The 24,363-nt window shown below is 72.2% G+C and carries 24 protein-coding genes; 15 read left to right on the top strand and 9 right to left on the bottom strand.

Annotated elements, in window-relative coordinates; translation table 11 throughout:
* Positions 1-60: 60 nt before the first annotated feature.
* The 3 genes from LV79_RS11445 to LV79_RS11435 all read right to left on the bottom strand — a co-directional run bounded on the left by LV79_RS11445 (position 61) and on the right by LV79_RS11435 (position 2,025).
* A complete protein-coding gene (locus tag LV79_RS11445) occupies positions 61-765 on the bottom strand; it encodes a VOC family protein (RefSeq protein ID WP_253834876.1) in 705 nt (234 codons plus the stop codon).
* A gap of 88 nt (positions 766-853) precedes the next feature.
* Complete coding sequence (locus LV79_RS11440) at positions 854-1,618, bottom strand: maleylpyruvate isomerase family mycothiol-dependent enzyme (RefSeq protein WP_253834875.1); 765 nt, start codon at positions 1,616-1,618, stop codon at positions 854-856.
* The gene (locus LV79_RS11435; RefSeq protein ID WP_253834873.1) at positions 1,615-2,025 is read right to left on the bottom strand and encodes an SAV_6107 family HEPN domain-containing protein; all 411 of its coding nucleotides are present in this window, start codon (positions 2,023-2,025) and stop codon (positions 1,615-1,617) included. Before LV79_RS11435 ends, LV79_RS11440 begins: the two co-directional genes overlap by 4 nt.
* Before the next feature lie 229 nt (positions 2,026-2,254).
* Between LV79_RS11435 and LV79_RS11430 the strand changes: the two genes are divergently transcribed.
* Both LV79_RS11430 and LV79_RS11425 read left to right on the top strand, forming a co-directional pair.
* Positions 2,255-2,764: a YbaK/EbsC family protein gene (locus LV79_RS11430; RefSeq protein WP_253834871.1), complete on the top strand. Its 510-nt coding sequence runs from the start codon at positions 2,255-2,257 to the stop codon at positions 2,762-2,764.
* Positions 2,761-3,330, top strand: coding sequence for a GNAT family N-acetyltransferase (locus tag LV79_RS11425; protein WP_253834869.1), 570 nt, complete (start codon positions 2,761-2,763; stop codon positions 3,328-3,330). The genes LV79_RS11430 and LV79_RS11425 overlap by 4 nt, the downstream gene beginning before the upstream one ends.
* Positions 3,331-3,349: 19 nt before the next feature.
* Here the strand turns inward: LV79_RS11425 and LV79_RS11420 are convergent, their stop codons facing one another.
* On the bottom strand, positions 3,350-5,017 hold the full coding sequence (locus tag LV79_RS11420; protein WP_253834867.1) for a DUF885 domain-containing protein: 1,668 nt from the start codon (positions 5,015-5,017) through the stop codon (positions 3,350-3,352).
* Here LV79_RS11420 and LV79_RS11415 point away from each other — a divergent pair.
* The gene (locus LV79_RS11415; RefSeq protein ID WP_253834865.1) at positions 5,016-5,780 is read left to right on the top strand and encodes an LppM family (lipo)protein; all 765 of its coding nucleotides are present in this window, start codon (positions 5,016-5,018) and stop codon (positions 5,778-5,780) included. The two genes, LV79_RS11420 and LV79_RS11415, sit on opposite strands and share 2 nt — an antisense overlap.
* A gap of 405 nt (positions 5,781-6,185) precedes the next feature.
* Here the strand turns inward: LV79_RS11415 and metF are convergent, their stop codons facing one another.
* A complete protein-coding gene (metF, locus tag LV79_RS11410; RefSeq protein WP_253834864.1) occupies positions 6,186-7,067 on the bottom strand; it encodes a methylenetetrahydrofolate reductase [NAD(P)H] in 882 nt (293 codons plus the stop codon).
* A gap of 157 nt (positions 7,068-7,224) precedes the next feature.
* Here metF and LV79_RS11405 point away from each other — a divergent pair, with 157 nt between their 5' ends.
* The 4 genes from LV79_RS11405 to LV79_RS11390 all read left to right on the top strand — a co-directional run bounded on the left by LV79_RS11405 (position 7,225) and on the right by LV79_RS11390 (position 12,257).
* Positions 7,225-8,301 (top strand): polyprenyl synthetase family protein, encoded by a 1,077-nt coding sequence (locus tag LV79_RS11405; RefSeq protein ID WP_253835996.1) that lies wholly within the window; start codon positions 7,225-7,227, stop codon positions 8,299-8,301.
* A gap of 2 nt (positions 8,302-8,303) precedes the next feature.
* Entirely contained in the window at positions 8,304-9,827 is a 1,524-nt protein-coding gene (crtI, locus tag LV79_RS11400) for a phytoene desaturase family protein (RefSeq protein ID WP_253834863.1), read from the top strand.
* 76 nt (positions 9,828-9,903) lie between these two features.
* Positions 9,904-11,376, top strand: coding sequence for a hypothetical protein (locus LV79_RS11395; protein WP_253834862.1), 1,473 nt, complete (start codon positions 9,904-9,906; stop codon positions 11,374-11,376).
* Positions 11,355-12,257 carry a phytoene/squalene synthase family protein gene (locus LV79_RS11390; RefSeq protein ID WP_253834861.1) on the top strand — a complete coding sequence of 301 codons (903 nt, stop codon included), beginning with the start codon at positions 11,355-11,357 and terminating at the stop codon, positions 12,255-12,257. Before LV79_RS11395 ends, LV79_RS11390 begins: the two co-directional genes overlap by 22 nt.
* A 10-nt stretch (positions 12,258-12,267) precedes the next feature.
* On the opposite strand, the gene LV79_RS11385 is transcribed toward LV79_RS11390, so the two are convergent.
* The gene (locus LV79_RS11385; protein WP_253834859.1) at positions 12,268-12,636 is read right to left on the bottom strand and encodes an Rv2175c family DNA-binding protein; all 369 of its coding nucleotides are present in this window, start codon (positions 12,634-12,636) and stop codon (positions 12,268-12,270) included.
* Positions 12,637-12,780: 144 nt separating this feature from the next.
* On the opposite strand from LV79_RS11385, the gene LV79_RS11380 reads away from it, so the two are divergent.
* Positions 12,781-14,904, top strand: coding sequence for a protein kinase domain-containing protein (locus LV79_RS11380; protein ID WP_253834857.1), 2,124 nt, complete (start codon positions 12,781-12,783; stop codon positions 14,902-14,904).
* A gap of 13 nt (positions 14,905-14,917) precedes the next feature.
* Here the strand turns inward: LV79_RS11380 and LV79_RS11375 are convergent, their stop codons facing one another.
* Together LV79_RS11375 and LV79_RS11370 are read right to left on the bottom strand one after the other, a co-directional pair.
* Positions 14,918-15,358: a DUF308 domain-containing protein gene (locus LV79_RS11375; RefSeq protein WP_253834856.1), complete on the bottom strand. Its 441-nt coding sequence runs from the start codon at positions 15,356-15,358 to the stop codon at positions 14,918-14,920.
* Positions 15,355-16,125 (bottom strand): alpha/beta hydrolase, encoded by a 771-nt coding sequence (locus LV79_RS11370; protein ID WP_253834855.1) that lies wholly within the window; start codon positions 16,123-16,125, stop codon positions 15,355-15,357. Before LV79_RS11370 ends, LV79_RS11375 begins: the two co-directional genes overlap by 4 nt.
* Before the next feature lie 178 nt (positions 16,126-16,303).
* On the opposite strand from LV79_RS11370, the gene LV79_RS11365 reads away from it, so the two are divergent.
* Both LV79_RS11365 and LV79_RS11360 read left to right on the top strand, forming a co-directional pair.
* A complete protein-coding gene (locus LV79_RS11365) occupies positions 16,304-17,035 on the top strand; it encodes a lysophospholipid acyltransferase family protein (protein ID WP_253834853.1) in 732 nt (243 codons plus the stop codon).
* Between the two features lie 126 nt (positions 17,036-17,161).
* A complete protein-coding gene (locus LV79_RS11360) occupies positions 17,162-18,319 on the top strand; it encodes a hypothetical protein (protein ID WP_253834852.1) in 1,158 nt (385 codons plus the stop codon).
* Between the two features lie 54 nt (positions 18,320-18,373).
* Here the strand turns inward: LV79_RS11360 and LV79_RS11355 are convergent, their stop codons facing one another.
* Complete coding sequence (locus tag LV79_RS11355; protein ID WP_253834851.1) at positions 18,374-19,456, bottom strand: hypothetical protein; 1,083 nt, start codon at positions 19,454-19,456, stop codon at positions 18,374-18,376.
* 43 nt (positions 19,457-19,499) lie between these two features.
* Here LV79_RS11355 and LV79_RS11350 point away from each other — a divergent pair, with 43 nt between their 5' ends.
* The 5 genes from LV79_RS11350 to LV79_RS11330 all read left to right on the top strand — a co-directional run bounded on the left by LV79_RS11350 (position 19,500) and on the right by LV79_RS11330 (position 24,352).
* Positions 19,500-20,003, top strand: coding sequence for a polyadenylate-specific 3'-exoribonuclease AS (locus tag LV79_RS11350; protein ID WP_253834850.1), 504 nt, complete (start codon positions 19,500-19,502; stop codon positions 20,001-20,003).
* A 100-nt stretch (positions 20,004-20,103) separates the two neighbouring features.
* The gene (locus LV79_RS11345; RefSeq protein ID WP_253834849.1) at positions 20,104-21,129 is read left to right on the top strand and encodes a 6-phosphofructokinase; all 1,026 of its coding nucleotides are present in this window, start codon (positions 20,104-20,106) and stop codon (positions 21,127-21,129) included.
* A 497-nt stretch (positions 21,130-21,626) separates the two neighbouring features.
* Positions 21,627-22,112, top strand: a complete 486-nt coding sequence (locus tag LV79_RS11340) for a TspO/MBR family protein (RefSeq protein WP_253834847.1) — start codon at positions 21,627-21,629, stop codon at positions 22,110-22,112.
* A gap of 39 nt (positions 22,113-22,151) precedes the next feature.
* Positions 22,152-23,519 carry an amidase family protein gene (locus LV79_RS11335; protein WP_253834842.1) on the top strand — a complete coding sequence of 456 codons (1,368 nt, stop codon included), beginning with the start codon at positions 22,152-22,154 and terminating at the stop codon, positions 23,517-23,519.
* Positions 23,516-24,352, top strand: a complete 837-nt coding sequence (locus LV79_RS11330) for an aminoglycoside phosphotransferase family protein (RefSeq protein ID WP_253834841.1) — start codon at positions 23,516-23,518, stop codon at positions 24,350-24,352. The genes LV79_RS11335 and LV79_RS11330 overlap by 4 nt, the downstream gene beginning before the upstream one ends.
* Positions 24,353-24,363 lie beyond the last annotated feature (11 nt).

The raw sequence follows: 24,363 nt of genomic DNA, 5'->3' as shown, positions 1-24,363 counted from the left end.
CTTTCCACCGCTACCACCCAGACGGGGCGGGCCGCGCGATCCGCTGCACGCGGCGGCGGATCAGGTCGGGACGCGGCTGGGCACGAGCCGGAACTCGTTGCCCTCCGGGTCGCGGAACACCCCGTCGTGCTCGGTTGCGCCCTTGGTCAACAGGTCCGAGGCGTCGGATTCGTCGTCGGTGGCCAGCGTGAGCCGGATCCGGCCGGGGCCGCGGCGCTGGTCGGGCACGCGCAGGAACTCGATCCACGGCCCCGCCTGCTCGCTGGCCCGCAGCGCCGCCGAGTTCTCCTCGGTGTGCACCAGCGGCCACCCGGTCGCCGCTGACCAGAAGGTGGCCAACCGGACCGGGTCGACCGCGTCGACGACGAGCGCGGCCAGCGGGCCGGTGTGGTGGTAGAGGTCCCCGGGTTCCAGGATGCAGAACTCGTTGCCCGCCGGGTCGCGGAAGACCGTCCACGGCACGCCGGGCCCCTGCCCCACGTTGACCTCGACCGCGCCGACGTCGGCGGCCAGCGAGGTCAGCACCTGGTACTCGTGCGGGCTCTCGGTGGCCAGGTCGAGGTGGATCCGGTTCTTCGCCGTCTTGTCCCACCTGGCGGGCACGAACGCCAGGTCCAGACCGCAGCCACCCAGGTCGGGGGCGACCAGGCGGTGGCAGCCGCCGCGGCCGGGGGTGGCGGTGCCGCCGAGCATGATGTACCAGAACTGCGCAGCGGCCGCCGGGTCAGTCGCGTCGATCACGAGGCTCGCCAGGCGGGTGGACATGTCCGACACCGTAGTCCTTCACCCGCGGCCGGGTCGTTCCCACACTTTTCCCACCCAGCGGTACCACTGACCACAGTGGACAGTGCGGTCAGCGGGTGGCCAGGCGCAGCAGGGCCCAGAGTTGGGTCAGGGCGTCCAGGTCGCCCTCGCGCGTGACGGCCGAGCTGAAGACGGCGCTGCGACCCCACAGCCAGAGGTAGAGCTCCTGCGGTGGCGCGGTCACCGTGGCGGCGGCGGATTCGGCGGCCGGCAGCGGCGCCGGGGCGGCGAGCGTGCGGTCCGTGGCGACCTCGGCCAGCCAGGCGTACCCGGCGGTCCGGACGGCGACCGTCGTGGCCCGGGTGCCCGAGACGCCGAGGACGGCGAGGCGGTGGGTGAACCAGAGCGTGAGGACCTCGTCCACCCCGTCCACCGCCACGTCCCTCGGGACCGGCGTGATGTCGCCACCGGCGGCGGCCTGGACGTCGACGCGGTGCACGGTGGCCTCGTGCGCCATCCGGCGGCGCCAGAAGCCGTAGGTCTGGTCGGCGGGGCTCCAGGTGGCGCACGGGGCGTCCGGCGGGCGGGCCTCCAGTTCGCCGAGCAGCATCCGCAGGCCGTCGCGCAGGTAGTGGTCCACCGGTTCGCCGTCGCGCGGTTGGCGCTGCCAGCGGGTCGGGCGGGTGCCGGTGCGGATCCAGGTCAGCGCCATCCGGTAGACGCTGCCCACGTGGCGGGCGGTCTCGTCGACGGTCAGGCCGGGGCAGCCGGGGACCGGGCGGTCGCCGTCGGCCGCCGCGGCGCTGACCGCGAGCAGGGTGGTCTCGGTCTCCAGCACGTCGAGCAGCCGGTCGGCATCGATCAGCGCGGTCACCGTCCGCTGCCGTGCACGGCGCGGCGGACCAAGCCGAGGAACTCGGCGGTCTGCCGGTGCAGGTCCTCGGCGGCGCGGGGGCCGACCCGGCTGGTGATGCCCGCCTGCACCGCGGCGCGGGTGGCCGAGCAGGAGGCGAAGTGCGCCGCCCACTCGCGCATCTCCGGGGCCACCGCCGCCAGCAGCGTCCACACGCTGGTCGGCTTGGCCCGGCCCCGGTGCGGGCGTCCGCGCGCGGCGAGCAGCGCGGCCGCGGCGCGCAGCGCGCACAGGTAGGACTCGGTGAACACGTGCGCGGGCGTGGCCCGCTCCGACACCGCGGCGAACCCGCGCTCGGCCTGGCCGAGCAGGGCCACGGCGGCCGCCGGTGGTGCCTGGGTGACGGGGAAGTCGAGCGTGCTGGTCATCTACGGCCTCCTCCCGATCGAGACGTCACGAACCACAGCGACGAACCCGCCGAGGGGAAGCCGGCGGCGCCCGGCGGTGAAGCGCTTCCCCCGCCCCACCACCGGGCCTGTTCGAACTCATGTTCGAACAAAGTCAGCGTAACCCGTGGTCGGACGGGGTTCAAGCGCGCTTCGGTGTGACGTGCCGGGCAGGTGCGCGGCGCGCGGGGCCGGGTGGTGTGATGGAGCGGTGAGCACACCCGAGCACCCCGGCGTCACCGCCGTCGCCGACGCCCTGCGCGCCGCCGGACTGCCCGAGGCCGCGGCCGGGATCCGGTTCCTCGACGGCGATGTGCGCACCGCGGCCGCGGCGGCCGCCGCCATCGGCGTCCCGGTCGGCGCGATCGCCAACAGTCTCGTGTTCGTCGCGGACGGGGCGCCGCTGCTGGTCCTGACCTCGGGTGATCACCGCGCGGACACCGCCAAGCTCGCCGCGCTCACCGAGGTGACCGAGGTCGGCAAGGCCACCCCCGCGTTCGTGCGGGAGCACACCGGGCAGGCCATCGGCGGTGTGGCCCCGGTCGGGCACCCGGAACCGCTGCGCACCCTGGTCGACAGCCACCTCGCGCGGTACCCGGTCGTCTGGGCGGCGGCCGGTCACCCGAGGTCGCTGTTCCCGACCACCTACGCCGATCTGGTGACCCTCACCGGGGGCACGGCTGCGCGAGTCGGCGCCGAGGAGGAAGATCCGTCCTCGTGACCGCCGTTCCCTCACCCAGCGTCGCCCGCTTCGCCGAACTGGCGGGCGACGAACTGCGGGGTCGCCTGCGCGAGGCGCTGACCCTGTACGTGACCGCGATGCAGTACCCGAAGGGCACCGCCGAGCAGCGCGCCCCGATGTGGCTGGCGCACATGCTGCGGGTCGGCTGGCGCTGCGTGGCCGCGTTCGACACCGAGGACCGGATGGCGGGCATCGCCTACGGCTACCAGGGCGCCCCCGGCCAGTGGTGGCACGAGCAGGTCAAGCGCGGGGTCGCCGAGCGGCACGGCGTGGCCGTGGCCGACCGCTGGATGACCGACTACTTCGAGCTGACCGAGTTGCACGTGCGCCCCGACACCCAGGGCCAGGGCATCGGCGGCGAACTGGTGCGCAGGCTGGTCGCGGGCGCGGGCAACGCGCACGTGCTGCTGTCCACGCCCGAGGGGCCGTCCCGGGCGTGGAACCTGTACCGCAAACTGGAGTTCGTCGACGTCTTGCGCGACTACCAGTTCGCGGGGGACCCACGCCCGTTCGGCGTCCTCGGGCGGACTCTTCCGCTGACCTGACCCTCTTACCCAGCTCCGCTTAGAGGGCGGCCAGCCGCTCGCGCAGCGTGTCGAGCCCCATCGCACCCATCACCAGGGCGTCCTGGTGGAAGGCCTTGAGGTCGAAGTCGGCCCCGCGCCGCGCCTTGGCCTCGTCGCGGGCCTGCAGCCACAGCCGCTCACCCAGCTTGTAGGTGGGGGCCTGCCCCGGCCAGCCCAGGTAGCGGTCGATCTCGTCGTGCACGTGGGTCGGGTCGGTGATGGTGCGGGTGAGCATGAACTCCAGGCCGAGGTCGGGGGTCCAGCGCTCGCCGGGGTGGAAGCCGTACCCGCCGGGGATCTCCAGCTTCAGGTGCATGCCGATGTCGACGATCACCCGCGCCGCGCGGAACAGGTGCGCGTCGAGCATGCCGAGCAGGTCGCCGTCGTCGGAGAGGTAGCCGAACTCGCGCATCAGCCGCTCGGCGTAGAGCGCCCAGCCCTCGCCGTGCGCGGGCACCCAGGTCAGCAGCCGCTGGAACCGGTTGAGGCTCGCCGCCTGGTGGACCGCCGTGGCGATCTGCAGGTGGTGACCGGGGACGCCCTCGTGGTAGACGGTGCTGACCTCGCGCCAGGTCGAGAAGTCCTCGCGCTCGGCAGGCACGGACCACCACATGCGGCCCGGCCGGGTCCAGTCGTCGGTCGGGCCGGTGTAGTACGCGCCGACGCTGCCGCCGGGCGGGGCGATGCGGCACTCCAGGCGCATCAGCGGGTCCGGGATCTCGAAGTGCACGCCGCGCAGGTCGGTCAGCGCCTGGTCGGAGAGCCGCTGCATCCACTCCTCCAGCGCCTTCTGGCCCTGGACCTGGTAGCGCGGGTCGGCGTCGAGCACGGCGGCGGCCTCGGCGATGCTCGCCCCGGGGGAGATCCGACCGGCGACCTCCGTCATCTCGGCCTCGAGCCGGGCGAACTCGGCCCAGCCCCACTCGTAGGCCTCGTGCAGGTCGAGCCGGGCGCCGGTGAACTCCCGCGACCACAGCCGGTAGCGGTCCTCGCCGACCGCGTCCTCGGTGGGGGCCTTCGGCGCGAGCTCACCGGTGAGGAAGTCGGCGAGGCCCGCGTACGCGCTGGACGCACCGGCGGCGGCCGCGTCGAGGTCCGAGCGCAGCGCGCCCTCGACCTCGGCGCCGGCGACCAGGTCGGTGAAGAACGACGCGGCCCAGGTGCGGCACTGGTCGGCGACCTTGGTGACCTGGCGCAGCGCGGCGACGTCGCCCTTGGCCGCGGCCTCGCGCAGCGACACCTGGTACCCGGCGAGCGCGGCGGGCACCTGGCCGAGCCGGGCGGCGATCACCGACCAGTCGTCGGCGGTGTCGTTGGGCATCAGGTCGAACACCTGCCGCACGTCCTGCGGCGGCGAGGCGATCACGTTGAGGTCCGCGAGCCGCTCCCCGGCCTCGAACAGCTCGACCTGCAGCCCGACCCGCTCGACGAACACGGCCTTGGCGTTGGCCTCGCCCGCGTCGGTCGGCTCGGCGCCGCCGATGGCCGCGAGCGCGGCGCGCGACACCTGCGCGCGGGCGGCGATGCCGTCGGGGGACAGGTCGGGCAGGTCGCGGTCGTGCCCTGCGACGCCGACCAGCGTCGCCAGGATCGGGTCGGCGGCGGCGATGTCGTCGACGTAGCGGTCACAGATCTGGTGCACGCCGTCGTGCGGGGAGGACGCCATGGTCGAACGTTACCCAACAGTCGGCGGCGAGCGCGGTGGACGGGTACGGCAGGATGGCCGCGTGCAGCAGGCCACCCGAGGACCCCGATCCCGTTCACGCAGGTGGGCGGCCCTGATCCCGCTCGCGCTGCTGGCGCTGATGACCCTTTCGGGGTGCGTGCGGGTGCAGGCCTCGCTCGCGGTGTCGGAGGACGACCTGGTCTCCGGTCAGCTCGTGGTGGCCGCCGTCGCGGTCAAGCAGGGCGACGTCGGCCCGGCGCTGACGATCCCCCCGGAGCTCAAGGGCAAGGTCCGCACCCAGAGCTACACCGCCGACGGCTACGTCGGCCAGACCGTCGCGTTCCAGGGCCTGTCCTTCCCCGAGGTCACCGTCCTCGCGGACGCCATCACCGCGGGCAAGCAGTACCGCCTCAACTTCCGCCGCTCCGGCGACCTGGTCACCATGGCGGGCTCGGTCGACCTGACCGAACTCCCCGCCGACCGCGCCGACATCCAGGTGACGGTCACCTTCCCCGGCACCATCACCCGGACCAACGGCATCAACGACAACGGCACCATCAACTGGAAACCCAAACCAGGCGCCGTCACGGAGTTCGACGCCGCCGTCCAGTACACAGACAAGTCCGGCGTCTCCTGGACCAAGTGGGTAACCATCGTCGGCGCCTCCGCCATCGGCGTAGCGCTCCTGGTCCTGGCCCTCGCCTTCTTCACCCACAAACGCACCCTCCGCGCCGCAGGCCCACCCACCGTCCGCCGCTACTAACCCCAGCGCCTTACCGGCTCCCGGCCTCTTACAAACCTCGGCTCACACCCGACGAGCCCCCACAAGCTCGCTCGCCCTACCGGCCAACTCCACTTCCCCGAGCCACCCCAGCCCCATCGTCCCGCTTCGCGCGCGCACGCGGTCCCACCCCAGCCCGGCCCCCACCCTCTCCGGGGGGCGGCCCTGGTCCAGTATACCGGGACCCCCCGACGGGCGATCTTGAACCGACCCCCGCAGAGATCCACATGTGGACAACTTCTGTCACCCAGAAGACGGAAAATTCAACCGCCAGCAACCGAAACCACCAGGTCGCAGCCCCCACCCACCCGCGAGCCCCCCCCCCAAGTCGCCCCACGAGTGATCATCAAGCCGAAAGAAACCCCCGCGAGCGTCCACAAGAGACACTCACGTCCGAGCAGGCACCAACCCCAACCGGTTCACGACCTCCTTGGTCGCCTTGGACCGGTTGAACGTGTAGAAGTGCAGCCCAGTAACGCCCTCAGCCAGCAGCCGCTCACTGACCTCAGTAGCCAAATCAATCCCAGCCGCCCGAAAAGACTTGGCGTCCGTGTGCGGCTCCAGCAGATCAGCGATGCGCGAAGGCAGCGGCGCCCCAGACAGCTCGATCGTCTTGGCCAGCGTCTTGCGGGTCGTGATCGGCATGATCCCCGGCAGCAAGTCCGCATCGCACCCGCGCGCCGCGACCCGGTCCCGCAGCCGCAGGAAGTCCTCCGGTTCGAAGAACAGTTGCGCGATGGCGAAGTCCGCCCCCGCGTCCAGTTTCCGGACCAGGTTGGTGGTGTCGCTGTCCAGGTCGGCCGAGCGCGGGTGGCCGTAGGGGAAGGCGGCGACGCCAACGCAGAAGTCGCCGAGTTCGCGGACCAAGCGGACGAGTTCGTCGGCGTAGTGCAGGCCCTCGGGGTGGGCCGACCAGTCGCCGTTGGGGTCGCCGGGGGGGTCGCCGCGCAGGGCGAGGATGTTGCGGATGCCCAGGGCCGCGTACCAGCCGATGACGTTGCGCAGTTCGGCGATGGAGTGGTCGACGGCGGTCAGGTGGGCCATCGGGACCAGGGTGGTCTCCCGCGCGACGCGGCCGGTGGTGCGGATGGTGCGGTCCCGGCTGGAGCCGCCCGCGCCGTAGGTGACGGAGACGAACGCGGGGTCCAGCCCCTCCAGCTCGCGGATGGCGTTCCACAGCCGTTGCTCGTCGGCCTCGTCGCGCGGCGGCATGAACTCCACCGAGAACACCGGCCTGCCCACGCGGACGCGCTGCACCACGGTCGTCATGCGGTGCAGCCTAGCGAAGTCCCGGCGGGTGGAACTCCGATCCTGAGGTCTGGACAACCCGGGTGCCGGGTCACACTGGCCGACCCCCGGCTGGGCCGGGTGGGTGGGCGCGGCGCACGATAGGTGCGTGCGGCGGACCCAGGTGATCGACAATTCCATGGACGGGGCGCTGGCGGTGCACGTCGAGCGCAACCTGTCCGCTTACCTCGAGCGGCGGCGCGCGGGCATGGCCGAGATGGCGCCCTCGTTCGGCTCGGCGGTCGAGTCGCTCGCCGCGTTCGTGCTCGGCGGTGGCAAGCGGATCCGGCCGACGTTCGCCTGGTGGGCGTGGCGCGGCGCGGGCGGCGCCGGGTCGGGGCCCGAGGCGGAGGCGGTGCTGTGCGCGGTGAGCGCCCTGGAGCTGATCCAGGCGTGCGCGCTGGTGCACGACGACCTGATGGACGACTCGGCGGTGCGCCGGGGCAAGCCGACCGTGCACGTCGAGTTCGCCGCCCGGCACCGGGAGCGGGGCTGGTTGGGCACCTCGGAGCGCTTCGGCGCCGCGGCTGCGATCCTGCTCGGTGACCTGGCGCTGGCCTGGGCGGATGACATGTACGTCAGCGCCGACCTGCCGCCGGACCGGCGCGCGGCGGCGCTGGTGCCGTGGCAGGCGATGCGCGCGGAGATGCTGGCCGGGCAGTACCTGGACGTGCTGACCCAGGCCAAGGGCGACGAGTCGGCGGCAGCGTCACTGAGCGTGGCGAGGATGAAGACCGCCGCTTACACGGTGGAGCGACCGCTGCACATGGGCGCCGCGCTGGCCGGGGCCGATGAGCGGGTCGTGGCCGCGCTGCGGGCGTTCGGCGCCGACATCGGGGTGGCCTTCCAGCTGCGTGACGACCTGCTGGGCATGTACGGCGACACCGACGTGACCGGGAAGCCCGCCGGGGACGACCTGCGCGAGGGCAAGCGGACGCTGCTGATGTCGATCGGGCTGGGTAGGGCTGACGCCGCGGGCCGGTCCGCTGACGCTGCCCTGATGCGGTCGGCGCTGGGCAACGACAACCTGGACTCGGCGACCGTGGAGCGGACCAGGGAGCTGCTGGTCGACTTGGGCGCGGTGGCCGAGGTCGAGTGCCAGATCGGCGAGCTGACCGAGTCGGCGATGCGGGCGCTCAGCGGGGTCGACTTGGCCGAGCCCGCCGGTGATGTCCTGGCCGGGTTGGCGGTAAGCGCGACCAAGCGGGCCAGCTAGCGGTGGGCGGTACCCGGGTGCTGCCCGGTCGCACCGACCACGTCGTCGTCATCGGCGCGGGCCTGTCCGGGCTGTCCGCCGCGTTGCACCTAGCGGGCGCGGGCCGAGAGGTGACTGTCCTAGAGGCAGCGCCAACTCCCGGCGGACGCGCGCGCCGCGACCAGTTAGGGCAGTACTCGGTCGACACCGGTGCGACCGTGCTGACCATGCCCGAACTGGTCGAAGAGGCCCTCAATGCGGTGGGCGCTTCGCTGGACCTAGACCTCGTCAAGCTCGACCCCGCGTACCGCGCGCACTTCGCCGACGGCAGCACCATCCACGTGCACACCGACGCGGTAGCCATGGCCGACGAGGTGCGGCGAGTCGCAGGCCCACAAGAGGCCGCTGGTTATCTACGGCTGCGCGCGTGGCTGACCGACCTCTATCGCGTGCAGCGAGACAGGTTCATCGGCGCGAACTTCGACTCCCCCTTAGACCTGCTCGGCACGGATCTAGCGCGCCTCGCGTGGTTGGGCGGCTTCGGCAAGCTCGGCCCCGCGGTCGCTCGGTACATCGAGGACGAACGGCTGCGCAGGCTGTTCTCCTTCCAGTCCCTCTACGCGGGGGTTGCCCCGAGCCGGGCACTCGCCGCGTACGCCGTGATCGCCTACATGGACACCGTCGCAGGCGTGTACTTCCGGCGCGGCGGAGTCGGCTCGGTCGCCGAGACGATGGCCGACGCGGCAGGCCGGGCAGGGGTGCGGTTCCGGTACTCGACGAGCGCGGCGTGGCTGGAGCGGGTCGGCTCCAGGGTGCGCGCGGTGCGGACGACGGCGGGCGAGCGGATCACCTGCGACGCGGTGGTCGTCACAGCGGACCTGCCTGTCGCGTACCGGTTGCTCGGCGTCCGCCCCCGCAGACCCCTGCCCGTGCGCTACTCACCGTCAGCGGTCGTCCTGCACACGGGGGTCACCCGGTCCTGGGACGCGCTGGCCCACCACACGATCTTCTTCGGCGCCGCGTGGGAACGGACCTTCGACGAGCTCACCCGCCGGGGGACGCTCATGGGTGATCCCTCGCTGCTGGTCACCCGTCCCACCGCGACCGACCCGGGGATGGCGCCTGCGGGCAGGCAGCAGGTGTCGGTGCTCGCGCCCGCGCCGAACCTGCGCACGGGCCCGATCGACTGGGCGCGGATCGGCCCGATCTACCGCGACGAGCTGGTGCGGGTGCTCGAGTCCCGCGGCCTGACCGGGTTCGGCGACAGCGTCGAGGTGCAGCGGCTGGTCACCCCGGCGGACTGGGCGGCGCAGGGCCTCGCCGACGGGACCCCGTTCTCGGCGTCGCACACCTTCACCCAGACCGGTCCGTTCCGGCCGCGCAACCTGGTGCCCGGTGTGGACAACGTGGTGCTGGCGGGCTGCGGGACGACCCCGGGCGTGGGCATCCCGCCGGTGGTGATCTCCGGTCGGCTGGCGGCACTGCGGGTGACCGGCCCGGCTGGCGCGGGCGCGGCGGGGCGGCGGCGGTCCGTGAGCGGGCTGTGAGGCTATCTTTGGCTCCTGGCCACCCGGTGCCGCGATAATGCGCGCGGTGGGCCGGTGGCGGACGGGGAGCGGCGACATGCGCTGGGCAGCTTGGCGGGACACAGCACGGGACCGGGTCTCGGCGTTCCCCGAATTCGTCCCCGCGGCCACCGGGGCGCGGGTGGGCGGCCGGGTGCTGGTCGCGGGCGTGGTCCTGGCGACGGCGGCGGCGTGCAGCACGTCGGTGGCCGGGTCCCCGGTGGCCACCGAGATCGGTCCGCCCAGTGGTGCCGCGTCCGCCGTGCAGTCCCTCGACGACCTGGGCGAGTCGGGGCTGCTGCGCTACAAGGGCACGCTGACCTCGGCCTCCGGTGATCCGGTCGAGTTCGACCTCGCGGCGGCCAGCGGCGGGGAGGTCAGCGGCTCGCTGAACGTCAACGGCAAGGCCGCGTCGGTGCTGGTGGTCGAGCGCGGCACCTACCTCAAGGCCGCCGCCGAGTTCTGGGCGACGCTGTCGGGGGTGGGCAACGCGGAGAACAAGGGCACCGCGGTGGCCGACCGCTGGGTGAAGGTCCCCGGGGTGCTGATCGGCGTGGAGTTGGCCGACGTGTTCACCCCGGAGTCGATGAGCCAGTTCCTGGTGGTCGACACCGACAAGGCCGAGGACGCCGAGCTGCCGCTGGCCGAGCGCAAGCGCACGGACCTCGCAGGCGCCAAGGTGTTCCGGGTACCGCTGGTCAAGGGCGCGGCGTACCTGGCGGAGACCGCGCCGCACGGCGTGCTGAAGATCGAGTTGGACTCGGTGGGGCAGTCCGCGTCGACGACGGTGAAGAAGCTGTCCACGACCGTCGCAGACGCGACCGGTGACCTGGCGAAGTTCTACCAGGACGTGGCCGCGGCGGCCGGGCAGCTGAGCGCGCCGGTCGACGTGCTGAACACGGTGCAAGAGAGCGGCCACACCTTCGAGGGCTGCGACGCGGCGAAGTGCTCGATCGTCGTCAGCTTCACCAACGGCACCAAGGCCGCGGTGCGTGTGTCGGTGCGCGGGAACTGGCAGGGCGACAGCGCTCCACTCGGTGCGTGCGAGGCGCTCGCCGGACCGGTGGCACCAGGGCAGGCGGGTAGCGCTACCTGCACGTTGTCGAGCCAGGAGTGGGTGCAGTTCTTCGCGAAGGCCAACTCCGTGCCGGGTAACCACCCGTACAGCGTGGAGTGGTCGACCGTGGTGCTGGCCGAGGCGCCGGACCTGACGAAGGTGACCGCGCTGTCCAAGGCCGCCCCCGCTGACGCCAAGGCGAAGCTGACCGAGGGTTCGCACTACGTGTTCGCGATCGGCTACGGCGGCAAGAAGGTCTGGAAGTACGGCGTGACCGGCAAGCACTGGACAGACAGGGCTGACCGTCAGCTCGCGGTGTGCATGGGCGCGACCAGGTCGGTCTGCCGGGTGGACCTGGTGACCGCGACCGGGGACGCGGGTTCGGCCTACGGGCTCCTCAAGCAACTGGTCGACGCCTACCGTGCCGCGGGCGGGGAGTGCCCGGCAGGTCAATGGGCGGGGTGCGCGCGCTGACGACGCTGGACGCGGCCTACGCGGGCAGCCGTGCGATCAACGCCCACCACGGTCGTACGTACTACCTGGCGACCCGGCTGCTGCCGCCCGCGCGTCGCCCAGCGGTACACGCGCTCTATGGGTTCGCCCGGGTCGCTGACGAGATCGTCGACAACCCAGGAGTCGACCCCGCCGGTGACCTCTTGGCGCTGGAGCACGCACTCAAGGCTGCCTTCGACGGTGGAGCTACCGGGCAGCCAGTGCTCTTAGCCCTAGCCGACACAGTGCGGCGCTGGGGCATAGATCAGGACCTGTTCGGCGCCTTCCTGAACTCGATGCGGATGGACCTAACAGTCACCGACTACGCCAATCTGGACGAGCTGGCCGAGTACACCCACGGCTCCGCTGGCGTGATCGGCCTGATGCTCCTACCCGTCCTGGGCACCGTGTCACCGCGCGCCGAAGCCGCCCCCTACGCCGCGGCGCTAGGCGAGGCCTTCCAGCTGACCAACTTCCTCCGCGACGTGGGCGAGGACCTGGACCGAGGCCGCGTCTACCTACCCGCCGACCACTTGGCCGCTTTCGGCGTGGACCGCGAACGGCTGACGTGGGCCCGAACCCACGGCCCGGACCGCCCGGTCCGCCGCGCCGTGGCCCACTTCGCCGCTCTAGCCCGAGCCATCTACCGCTCAGCCGCGCCGGGCATCGCGCTTCTAGACCCGATATCGCGCCCTTGCGTGGCGACCGCCACCCAGCTCTACCGCGCGATCCTGGATGAGATCGCCAAGGCCGACCACGACGTCTTGACCCGGCGGGCCATAGTTCCCGCCGGGCGCAAAGCCGCGATAGCACTACCCGGCGTGGCTAAGTGCGCGCTCGCCAGGCTTACCCGCGCCAGTTGACTGCCCGGGGCTAGAACGCCAGGGCTTGGGCGCGGCGCTTGACCTCTCGACCCCGGTCGCCGCGCAGGGCGTCGATGGGGCGGCCGGGGAGGGTCTCGTCGGCGGTGAAGAGCCAGCGGATGACCTCGTCCGGGCTGAAGCCGGAGTCGTTGAGGACGGTGATGGTGCCGGGCAGGCCCTTGACCACGTCCCCGTCGTCGGTGATGAACTCGGCGGGCACCATCAGCACGCCGCGGCGGCGGACCGCGATCAGGTGGTGGTCGCGCAGTGCCTGGTGCACCCGGGTGATGGGCTGGTCGAGGCGTTCGGCGACATCGGGCAGCGGCAGCACCGGGACGTCGGGGTCGAGCACGTCGGCGGCCGCGGGGATTGAACTCACGGACCAACGATGCCACATCGGCCGGATGTGGGCAGTCGACCACCCGCCCCGACCGCGTGGTGCTTGTTCACGCCCCCGGCAGGCGGCGCGCGGATGTCCGGGGGTCGGCGCGCGCGGGCGCGCGGCTCCGTACGATCCACCCTTGTGGAGGACAAGGGGCCGAGTCTCGTCGGGGCGCTGCTCGAGCAGCGCTACCGGGTCGACGCGCCGGTGGCGCGGGGCGGGATGTCGGCGGTCTACCGGGGTGTCGACACCCGGCTCGACCGGCCGGTCGCCATCAAGGTGATGGACTCCCGCTTCGCCGACGACAAGTCCTTCGTCGAGCGGTTCGAGCGGGAGGCGCGCTCGGCCGCCCGCATCCACCACCCGAACGTGGTGGCCGTGCACGACCAGGGGCTCGACGGCGACCACGTGTACCTGGTCATGGAGCTGGTCACCGGCGGCACCCTGCGCGACCTGCTCACCGAGCGGACCACGCTGCCGGTCCCGCTGGCCGTGGCGATCATGGAGCCGGTGCTGTCCGCGCTGGCCGCCGCGCACCGGGCCGGGCTGATCCACCGCGACGTCAAGCCGGAGAACGTGCTGATCGGCACCGGCGGCATCGTCAAGGTCGCCGACTTCGGCCTGGTCAGGGCGATCTCCAGCGTGGGGACGACCAAGAGCAGCGTCATCCTGGGCACCGTCGCCTACCTCTCCCCCGAGCAGGTGACCACCGGGGCGGCGACCGCGCGCGGTGACGTGTACTCGGCGGGGATCGTGCTCTACGAGGCGCTGACCGGCTCCGCGCCCTACCACGGCGACAACGCCCTGTCGGTGGCCTACCGGCACGTCAACGACGACGTCCCGCCGCCGAGCGCGACCGTGCCCGGCATCCCGCCGATGCTCGACGAACTGGTGGTCCGCGCGACGAGGCGCGACCCGGCCGCCCGGCCGGCCGACGGCGCCGCGTTCCTCGCCGAGCTGCAGCAGGTCCGCGCCGCGTTGTCGCTGCCCAGGATGCGGGTGCCGATCCCGAAGGCCATCGACGTCGACGAGACCGTGCGGGTCTCCGGCGCCCTGTCGACCCGGCCCCCCACCCCGACCGGCCCGACGCACGCCGCCGTCGAGGAGGTCGCCGCGCTCGACCCGGAGGAGACGGTGCGGGTGCCGTTGGCCGTGGTCACCGGCGAGAACCCGGTCCAGGCCGCCCCGTCGTCGGCCACGGTGGTCCGCCCGATGCCCGGGTTCTCCGCCGCCGGGCCGCAGGGCACGCGCGCGATGCTGCGGTCGGACCTGGAGAAGGTCATCGACTCGGCCGCCCAGGCGGGCGGTCCCCCGTCGGCCCCGTACGGCTTCCCCGCGCAGGTCCAGCAGCAGCACCCCGCTCCGCCGCCGCCTCCCCCGAACCCGACCAGGCGGCTGGTGCTGCTCAGCGTCATCGGGGTGCTGGTGCTCGGCCTGCTCGGCACCGGCATCTGGTGGTTCTCCAGCGGCCGCTACACCGAGGTGCCGACGCTGGCGGGCAAGGACTCGGAGTCCGCGCAGCAGCTGGTGCGCTCGGCCGACCTCAGCCCGAGCGTCACCACGGTCCGCGACAACGACATCGAGGCGGGGCTGGTCATCAGCACCAACCCGGCGGCGGGCGCGGAGGCCCTGCGCGGCGACCAGATCGAGCTGGTCGTGTCGTCGGGCAAGCCGGTCGTGCCGGACGTGCGGCCCGGCGCCAGCCGCGAGGAGGCGGAGCGCTCGGTCGGCAAGGAGGAGCTGCGGGCCGCCGTGGACGACGCCATGAACGTCTACGACGAGCAGATCCCCGCCGGGCGGGTGGTCAAGCTCGAACCGCCCGCGGGCACCAAGGTCCAGCTCAACGAGCGCGTCGTCATCATCCTGAGCAAGGGCCCCGCCCCCAAACCCGTCCCCGACGTGCGCGGCAAGACCCGTGACGAGGCGTTCCAGGCGCTGACCGCCGCCGGTTTCGAGCCCTTCGACGGTCCCCAGGAGTTCTCCGGCGACGTCGAGGGCGGCCGGGTGGTCCGCACCGACCCGGGCAGCGGCACCAAGATCGAGGCGGGCGCGTCGAAGCGGGTCTCGGTGGTCGTGTCGTCCGCGGTGACCGTCCCCGACCTCAACCAGCGCCCCGTCGCCGAGGCCCAGGCGATGCTCCAGCAGCTGGGCCTCAGCCTGGAGCTGCAGCCCTTCTCCAACGGCAACGGCCGGATCTTCAGCCAGAGCCCGCCCCCCGGGACCAAGCTCCGCAAGGGCGACAAGGTCACCGCCTTCGCCTGGTGACTCAGGCGGGCGGCTAGACCTGAGCGCCGTTGTCGTCGTCCAGCGCGGGCGGGGACTTGCGGGCGCGCAGCAGCAACAGGCCGATGCCCGCCGCCAGGGCGACCAGCGCCGTCGGCGTCGTGATCCGGGCGTCCCAGCTCAGGATGCTCGCCAGCGTCAGCAGCACGACCCCGCCGGTCAGCAGCACGATGGCCACGATCGTCAGCGGTCGCAGCCGGGGCAGCGGCGGCGGCTCCGGCGGCTCGTAGTGCTCGTCGTTGTTGTCGTTCGACCAGTCGATCTCGGTGTCGTGGGCGCGCCAGGTGGAGGCGGGGCGGGCGGGGACGTCGGCGGGCGGGTCCTCGGGGACCCGGTCCTTGGCGATCTCGGGCAGGTCGCGGCCGACGCCCTCGCGTTCGAGGTCGGCGACGATCTGCGCGAACGCGGCGTCGACGTCCTCGGGTCCGTCCTTCACTGCGGATCACCTGCCCGGTCGGCACGCACCCGCCGGACGAACTCGACGCTGCGGTCGAAGATGACCGGCGCGTCGTGGTCGAGGGTGGCGACGTGGTAGCTGTTGTCCAGGACGACCTCGGTGACGTCGCGGCTGGCGATCCCGCCCAGCACCGCGGCGGCGTTCTCCGGTTCCACGACGTGGTCGACCGCCGAGCGCAGCAGCAGCACCGGCTGGTCGACCCTGGGCAGGTCCCGGCGCACCGTCCCCCACAGCTTGGCCAGACTCGCCAGCGCGCGCAACGGGGTGCGGGGGTAGGCGTGCTCACTCACCCCGGCTTTGGCGATGTCGTCGCTGATCGGCGCGACCGAGGGCACCAGCCGCGAGAGCACCGGCAGCAGCCGCGCCGCCGGACGGGTGGTCAGCACCGACGGGTTCACCAGCACCAGGCCCGCGATCTGCGAGCCGTGCTCCTGGGCCAGCCGCAGGCACAGCGCCCCGCCCATCGACAGCCCGAAGGCGAACACGGTGGCGCAGCGCTCGGTCAGCTCCGCCAGCGACGCCTCCAGTTCGGCGTACCACTGCGGCCAGGTCGTCCGGTTCATCTCCCGCCAGTGCGTCCCGTGGCCGGGCAGCAGCGGCAGCCGGACGCTGAAGCCCTCGTCGACCAGCCGGTCGGCCCAGGGGCGCATGCTCACCGGTGAGCCGGTGAAGCCGTGGCTGAGCAGCACGCCGACCTCGGACGAGCCGTCGTGCGCGAAGCGCAGGCCATGGTCGAGCGCAGGCACCTCGCGCCCCTCCTATGATCTTCACCGGCGTGCGTGGGACACGGCCATCGTCGCACGAACCGGGCCGCGCGCGCCCCTACCGCCGCGGGCGAATCCGACCGGGCCCCGCCGTTGTGCCGCGGGGCACCGCGTTCGTAGGCTCGACGGCAACACAAGGGGAGACGGGAGCGCTGGTCGCGTGCTGTACTGGCTGATGAAGCGGGTGTTGCTCGGCCCGATCCTGCACCTGTTCTTCCGGCCCAGGGTCGAGGGCCTCGAACACGTGCCCGCCACCGGGGGTGCGCTGCTGGCCAGCAACCACCTCGCGGTGTCCGACTCGTTCTTCCTGCCGCTGGTGGTGCCACGCCGGATGACGTTCCCGGCGAAGCTGGAGTACTTCACCGGCTCGGGGTTCAAGGGCTGGTTCAAGAAGTGGTTCCTCACCGGGATCGGTCAGATCCCGATCGACCGCTCCGGGGGCAACGCCGCGCAGGCCGCGCTGGACACGGTGATCCGGTTGCTGCGCGAGGGGCACCTGGTGGGCATCTACCCCGAGGGCACCCGCTCGCCGGACGGTCGGCTCTACAAGGGCAAGACCGGCGTGGCCAGGATCGCGCTGGAGGCCGGGGTGCCGGTGCTGCCGGTGATCATGATCGGCACCGACAAGGCCAACCCCATCGGCTCGAAGATCTGGAAGCCCTACCCGATCCGGATCAGGATCGGCCCGCCGCTGGACTTCAGCCGGTACGCGGGCCTGCAGGGCGACCGGTTCGTCGAGCGCTCGATCACCGACGAGATCATGTACGCCCTGATGGAGCTCTCCGACCAGGAGTACGTCGACATCTACGCGGCGAAGGCCAAGGAGCAGCAGGCGGCCCTCGCGCTGCCGGTCCAGTCCGGTGACCGCGACCGGGTGCGCGAGGCGAGCTGACCGCGAGAAGTGACGTTTTCGCCGGTGATCCTTGGGCTCATCGGGTGAAAGGTGCCGCCGAGGGGGAACGCTGCGGCCCGCAGGGCGAAACACCCCGGTCAAGCAGCGAATCCGGGTGGGGTGCGGGTGTCGACCGAAGACGCGGTGGAGTCGGGGAAACTGGCCAGGTTCGCCGGGTTGGCCGGTGTGGTCCGCCAGACCGACCGGCTCGGCGCGGTGGGCGCCCGCGGGCAGTCGCCCTCGGCCAGGCGTCGGGGCCGGTCCCGGCTCGCGGAGCTGACCAGGGCGGCGGTCTCGTTCGACTGGGTCGGCCCTGCGGTCCACGTGGCGGGCGACCTGGTCGCGGCCAGCACGCCGACCGTGGACTGGGACCGCGGTTCGGTGACCTCGGTGGTGCACACACACATCGCCGCCGTGGAGCGCCACGGTCCGGACAACGCGCTCGCCGGGTCGTCCTCGCGGGCCCGTGACCTGGTCGCCGAGCACACCGACGGCGGAAGGCGGCCCGCGCTGGTGATCGCCCCGTTCCATCCCGAGGACACCAACCCGGGCTCGACCGGGATCGCCGTCGCGCTGCGCCGCGCGTGGACCGCCAGCCCGTGGCACGACGACCTGGCCTTGGTCCCCCGGTTGGTCCAGCGGCCGTTGCGCGACTTCGACACTGACGTGTGGACCATCCGCGGCGCGCTGTCAGGCCTACCGGTCGTGCTGCTCTACGGCCGCACCGAGGGCGACAGGGTCGTACCCGCGCTCGCCGCGTGGAACCTGCTCCCGCAGTCACCGTCCACGGTGCTCGACACGACGTTCCCCGCGTTCGACCTACCTGGCAGCAACGACTGGGCAGGCCGCTTGCGCCTAGGTGACCACTTGGGCCGGATGTTCGCTCTTACCGCAGGCAACCTGGGCGACTGGTTCCACCTACTCACCCACGACCGTGCCCCCCACCTGCACCGCCTAGTGCCACCGGACCACGTCCCCGAACGCCGCATCCTGGCCACCAGCGCCGCCGACGCCCACGACGTCCTAGTAACCCGCACCAGCCTCGGCGAACACCGCACCCATGTCCGCCAAGCCCGCCTCTTAGCCGAAGGCGGCCTCCCAGACATAGCGGGCTCAGCCGCTCAGGCAGTCCTCACCGAGATCACCCGCAGCACCGACCTCTCCGTAACCGAACGCGTGGTCCTCCTACGCGAACTGGTCGGCGTCTTCGGCCTCATCGGCGCCGACGACCACCTCCTCACCACCGAACGCCTCCTCCACACCGCGAGCATCACCCGCGTGTGATCGCCACCGGCATGTGGGACCAGCAGCACTAAGAGGCCGCTGGCATGTAAGAGGTCAGCGCAATCTGCTCGTTTCGGCGCGCCAGAGGGTGCCGTCCGCGACGAGGAAGGTGACGGTGCCCGCTGTGGTCGCGGCGGTGACCTTCCCGTGTGGACCGGTCACCTCCCGGGTGGACCAGGTGCCGTCGGTGAGCCGCAGCGCCTTGACCCGGTCGCCGTCGGTGATCACCTGGGTGGTCGCGCCGTCGGTGGTCAGCGGCGCCGCGAGGGTGTCCTTGTCGCTGACCGCGACCGCGGGCGGCTTGGGCAGTTGCGCCCACGAGTCGTTGGTCAGGCGCCAGAGCGCGAGGTTCCCGTTGGTCCGGCCCGCGACTGTGCAGGTGGACCCGTCACAGTGGACGGCCATCGCCGCGCCGGGACCGTCGGTCGGTAGCGGGGTTTTGGTCCAACCGGTGATACCGGTGCTGGAGCGCCAGACGACCGGTTGCTCGATGCCGTCGGCGAACTGCCAACCCACTACGAGGATCCCGGTGCCCGCGCGGGTCGAGGCGATGGGGAACGGCAACGCGGCCCGCCCGCCTTCGAGCGCGGTGCCCGCCGACGGCTGCCTGATCCAGTCGTCGCCCTCGGGTGTCCACGTGGTGACGTCGAAGCCGCCGGTCGGGTTCTCCCAGTTGCCGATCACGGCGGGCGTGCTGCTCACGCCGATGAGGTCGCCCGCGCCGTAGCCGCCGAAGGTGCTGAACGCCTGGCGCTTCTCGACCAGGCCGGTGCTGTCGCCGTCCCACACGCTCCACCGGACGTTACCGTGGGCGCCGCCGCGTTCCCCGCCGACCGCGTAGATCCGCTTGCCGTCGGTGTCGATCGCGGTCCACTTGGCGAGCGCGCCGTAGGGCGTGGCGGTCGTGAGCGGGACCTCGGTGAGCCCGCCGTTGACGTCGAGGCGGATCAGGCCGGGCGCGGGCTGCTCGCCCGGGAACCGGGTGCCGATCAGCAGTTCGTCCCCGAACGGCGTCAGCGTCACCGCCTCACCTGGGAGGACGACCTCGGCGAAGCTGACCGCCGCCGACGACGACCCGCCGCAGCCGGTCGCGACCAGTGTGGCGACCAGCACGGTCGCCAGTGCCCGTGTGCGCATGTCGATCAGTATCCACCGGCGGCCGGTGACCTAGGCTTGGTCGGTGCGTTTCTTCTACGACACCGAGTTCATCGAGGACGGGCTGACCATCGACCTGGTGTCGATCGGTGTCGTCGACGAGGACGGCCGGGAGTTCTACGCGGTCTCGACCGAGTTCGACCCGGCGAAGGCCGGGCCGTGGGTGCGGGCCAACGTGTTGGACAAGCTGCCCTCGCCAGCGGACAAGTCCTGGTGCGACAAGGCCGAGATCCGCCGCAGGCTGCTGGAGTTCCTGACGCCGCCGCGGGCCAAGGACAAGGTCGAGCTGTGGGCCTGGTTCGGCGCCTACGACCACGTCGCGATCGGCCAGCTCTGGGGTGCGATGCCCGCGCTGCCCCGGGTGATCCCCCGGTTCACCCGCGAGCTGCGGCAGCGCTGGGAGGACGTGGGCAAGCCGCCGCTGCCCGCCCCGCCGGACGACGCCCACGACGCGCTCGCCGACGCGCGGCACAACCTGGTCCGCTGGCGGGTCATCGACGACCTGTGGCAGCGCCGCAACGGTCGGTAGCGGGCCCACCCTCCTTGCTATACCGATTCAGTTGCCGGCAGGCTGGGCTCGTGAGGCCGTGATGCCCATCACGGACGCGAGTGTGGAAGGTCGGGTAGTCATGCGGGTCGGCGTACTCACCGGGGGTGGCGACTGCCCCGGGCTCAACGCGGTCATCCGGGCGGTCGTGCGCAAGGGGATCGAGACCCACGGCTGGGACGTCGTCGGGTTCCGCAACGGCTGGAAGGGCCCGCTCGAGGGCGACCTGAAGCCGATCGGGCTCGACGACGTGGAGGACATCCTCACCCGCGGTGGCACCATCCTGGGCTCGTCGCGGACCAACCCGTACAAGGTCGACGGCGGCGTGGACCGGATCAAGGCGGTGCTGGCCGAGCACGAGGTCGACGCCCTGATCGCCATCGGCGGCGAGGACACCCTCGGCGTGGCCAAGCGGCTCACCGACGACGGCGTCGGCGTGGTCGGCGTGCCCAAGACCATCGACAACGACCTCGGCGCCACCGACTACACCTTCGGCTTCGACACCGCGGTGCACATCGCGACCGAGTCGATCGACCGGCTGCGCACCACGGCCGAGTCGCACCACCGCGCGCTGGTCGTGGAGGTCATGGGCAGGCACGCGGGCTGGATCGCCCTGCACTCCGGCCTGGCCGGTGGCGCCAACGTGATCCTGGTGCCCGAGCGCGCGTTCAGCGTCGACAAGGTCATCGAGTGGGTGCAGCGCCGCTTCGAGCGCCAGTACGCTCCGATCATCGTGGTCGCCGAGGGCGCGCTGCCCGAGGGCGGCAACGAGGTCCTGCTGACCGGCGAGAAGGACGCCTTCGGCCACGTCCGCCTCGGCGGCGTCGGCACCTGGCTCGCGGAGGAGATCGCCGCCAAGACCGGCAAGGAATCCCGCGCCGTCGTCCTCGGCCACACCCAACGCGGCGGCACCCCCACCGCCTACGACCGGGTCCTCGCCACCCGCTTCGGCCTCCACGCCGTAGACGCCGTAGCCGACGCCGACTTCGGCGTCATGGTCGCCCTCAAGGGCACCGACATCGTCCGCGTCAAACTCTCCGAAGCCACCGCCGAACTCAAAACCGTCCCCCTACACCGCTACGCCGAAGCCGAAGTCTTCTTCGGCTAAACCCCCCCCGCCGCCTTGGCCCCCCACCGGCCAAGGCGGCCCGCGCGGCGAGTTCGGCAAGCCCGCACGACACACCGCCTGATCAGCGAGGGATGCTCAGCAGAACGAGCACCAAAAGGCGAACGGCCAGCCCCCAGGCGCGGCGCTGATCAGCCGCGATGCCAGCCGTCATCTCCCCGCTTGGGTCTTCGCCGCCCCGGCCTCCCGCACCGACCAAAGCGGCCTGATCAGCGGCGATGACTCAGCAGCTGGGCATCGAGTCGCGAGAGCGGCCACCTCGGCCGCCTCGGGCACATCGGCGCCGCAGTCGCCCTGGGAAGCACCGTCCGGGGGCAGGCTCACCGAAGCCGCCGGGGCCGGGGTTCGACTGGCAGAGATCCTGCCGCCACCCCATCGGCCCAAGGCGGCCCGCACGACACCCCGCCTGATCAGGGGTGATGTTCAGCAGGCTGAGTGTCGAGTTGTGGGGTCGGCCGACCTGGGGTGGACTTAACGGCATGGTCACCCGTTCGAAGGACTGGTTCGCGCTCGCGGGGTTCCTCCTGCTCAGTTACGCCGTCGCCGGGTTGGGGTCGTTGGCGACGATCGACAACGTGCGCGGGTGGTACGCGACGGCGGACAAGCCGTGGTTCACGCCGCCCAACTGGTTGTTTGGTCCCGTGTGGACGGTGCTGTACGGGCTGATCGCGGTCGCCGCGTGGTTGGTGTGGTTGCGGCGCGCGCAGGAGCCCCGCCAGGTCAAGGTGGCGCTAACCGTCTGGGCCGTCCAACTGCTGCTCAACCTCGCCTGGACCCCGACCTTCTTCGGCCTCCAGTGGCTGTGGGCCGGGTTCGTGGTGATCGTGCTGCTCGACGTGGCCGTGGTCGCCACCATCGTGCGGTTTCGGCGGGTTCGGCCGGTCGCGGCGTGGCTGTTGGCGCCCTACCTGGCCTGGATCCTCTATGCGTCGCTGCTCAACGCGGGTGTGGCCGCGTTGAACTGAGGAGCTGAAACGGGCTCGCGCACGGTCTATGGTGCGGCCATGGACGAACTGCTCTGGGTCGGGGCCGACGCCCAGGCACGGGCGTTGCGCGACGGTTGGACTACCGCGCCCGAGTTGCTGGAGTCGGTGTTGCGGCGGGCGGGTGACCTTGCCGGGACGCTCAACATCTTCCGCACCGTTTACGCCGAGTGCGCACGGGAAGAGGCGAAGTCCGCCCAGCGTCGCATCGATGCGGGTGAGCGGTTGCCGTTGCTCGGCGTGCCGGTCGCGGTCAAGGACGACCTGGACGTCGCGGGCGATTTCACCGCGCAGGGTGGTCGACCGCAGTTCCCGGTGGCCGAAAAGGACAGTGCCGCCGTCGCACTGTTGCGCGCGGCGGGTGCCGTGATCATCGGTCACACCCGGACGCCGGAACGGTGCTTGTGGCCGTTCACCGAGTCGAAAACCGCGGGCGCGACGCGCAATCCGTGGCACCCGGCGCACACCCCCGGCGGTTCCTCCGGTGGCTCGGCCGCCGCCATCGCCGCGGGCATCGTCGGCGCGGCCACCGGCTCCGACGGCGGCGGGTCGATCCGCCTCCCGGCCGCCGCGTGCGGCGTGTTCGCCCTCAAGACCAGCCGGGGCCTGGTGTCGACCGAGCCCAAACCCGCGGGCGGCTGGCAGGGCCTGTCCACGATCGGGCCGATGGGCCGCAAGGTCGCCGACGTCGGTCTGCTGCTCGACGCGCTCGCCGACACCCGCGGCTACCGCGCCGCTGTCGACTCCGTCCCCGAGCCCACCCGCGTCGCCCTGTCCTGGCGCACCCCGCTCGGCGTCCCGCCCCTCGCCCCCGCCTGCCGCCAAGCCGTGCTCGACGCCGCCGACACGCTGCGCTCCCTGGGCCACCGCGTGGTCGAGGCCGATCCGCCGCTGGGGGCCCGGCCGACGCCGCAGTTCGTGGTCCGCTACCTGCGCGGGGTCGCCGAAGACGTCGCCGCGCTGCCGCACCCCGGGTGGCTGGAGGCGCGCACCCGGCACATCGCCGCCATCGGCCGCCGCGTCCCGGACCGGGTGCTGCGCTGGGCCAGGTCCGCCGAGGCCGACCTGCACGCCAGGATGGCCGGGTTCCTCACCCACCACGACGTGGTCCTCCAGCCGACGTGGACCCGCACACCGCCCGCAGTCGGCCTATTCCGCAGCAGCACGCTGGTGACGACGTGGTTGGGCGTCACCGCGCGCATCCCGTACCTGCCGACCTGGAACGTCCTGGGTTACCCCGTCGCCGCCCTCCCCGTCAGCCGGGATGAGCGCGGCCTGCCCGTCGGCGTGCAACTGATCGCGCCGCCGGGTTCCGAGAAGTTGCTGCTGTCCCTGTCCGCGCAGTTCGAGGGCATCCGACCGTGGGCCCACAAGCGCCCCGCCCTGTGAACGTCGATGACCGGATGCGCCGCCGCTACGGCGACTCCGTGCAGCCGTGGCTCGACGACCTCCCGAACCTGCTCGACCGGGTGGCGGCGACCTGGGACCTCACGCTCGGCGAGGTGTTCGCCGACGGCAACTCCGGCGTGACCATGCGGGTCACCCGAGGCGGGTCGCCATTGGTGTTGAAGGTGTCCCCGGACGCCGAAGTCCTGGCCGCGCAGGTGCGGGTGCTGCGCCTCTACCGCCCGAGCGCGCCGGAGATCATCGCCGACACCGAGGGCGCCGTCCTGATGGAGCACATCAACGGCGTGGCCCGCTGGCCGGACCTGCACCAGTTCGCCGCCCTGCTCCGCGACCTGCACTCCGTCCCGAACCCGGCCGACCACGCGCGCGCAGTCCTGCTCGACGACATCCCCGGCTTCTTCGCCCGGTTCCCGCCGAACGGCCCCGTCACCGCCGAGCACCTGCACCGCTCCCGCGAGCTGACAGAAGAACTAGTCGCCACCCGACCCGCGCCGGTGTTGCTGCACGGCGACCTGCACCGCGACAACCTGCTCGACGCGGGTCCGCGCGGGGTGGTGGCGATCGACCCGCAGGGGCTGCTGGGGGAAGCGGAATTCGACGCGGTGGATTACGTCCTGGCCCAATCGGACGTCCGCGTGCGATTAGCGGACCTGGTTTCCGTGACGTCGCTCTCCTCGCGGCGGCTGGCGCGCTGGTGCCTGGCGATGGCGCCGTTGATCGCTATTGGCCAACTCCGCACCGGACGGCCAATAGACCACTTGACCGGAATTCTCGCCGACCTCCGTGGCGGACCGGAACCCGGCACCTGGTGGTGACCGAGCGTCAT

The organism is Actinokineospora globicatena (genome assembly GCF_024171945.1).
In the GTDB taxonomy this organism is placed as follows: Bacteria; Actinomycetota; Actinomycetes; order Mycobacteriales; family Pseudonocardiaceae; genus Actinokineospora; species Actinokineospora globicatena.
The sequence above is the reverse complement of the archived record's forward strand: the minus strand, read 5'-3'. Positions and strand labels throughout refer to the sequence as shown.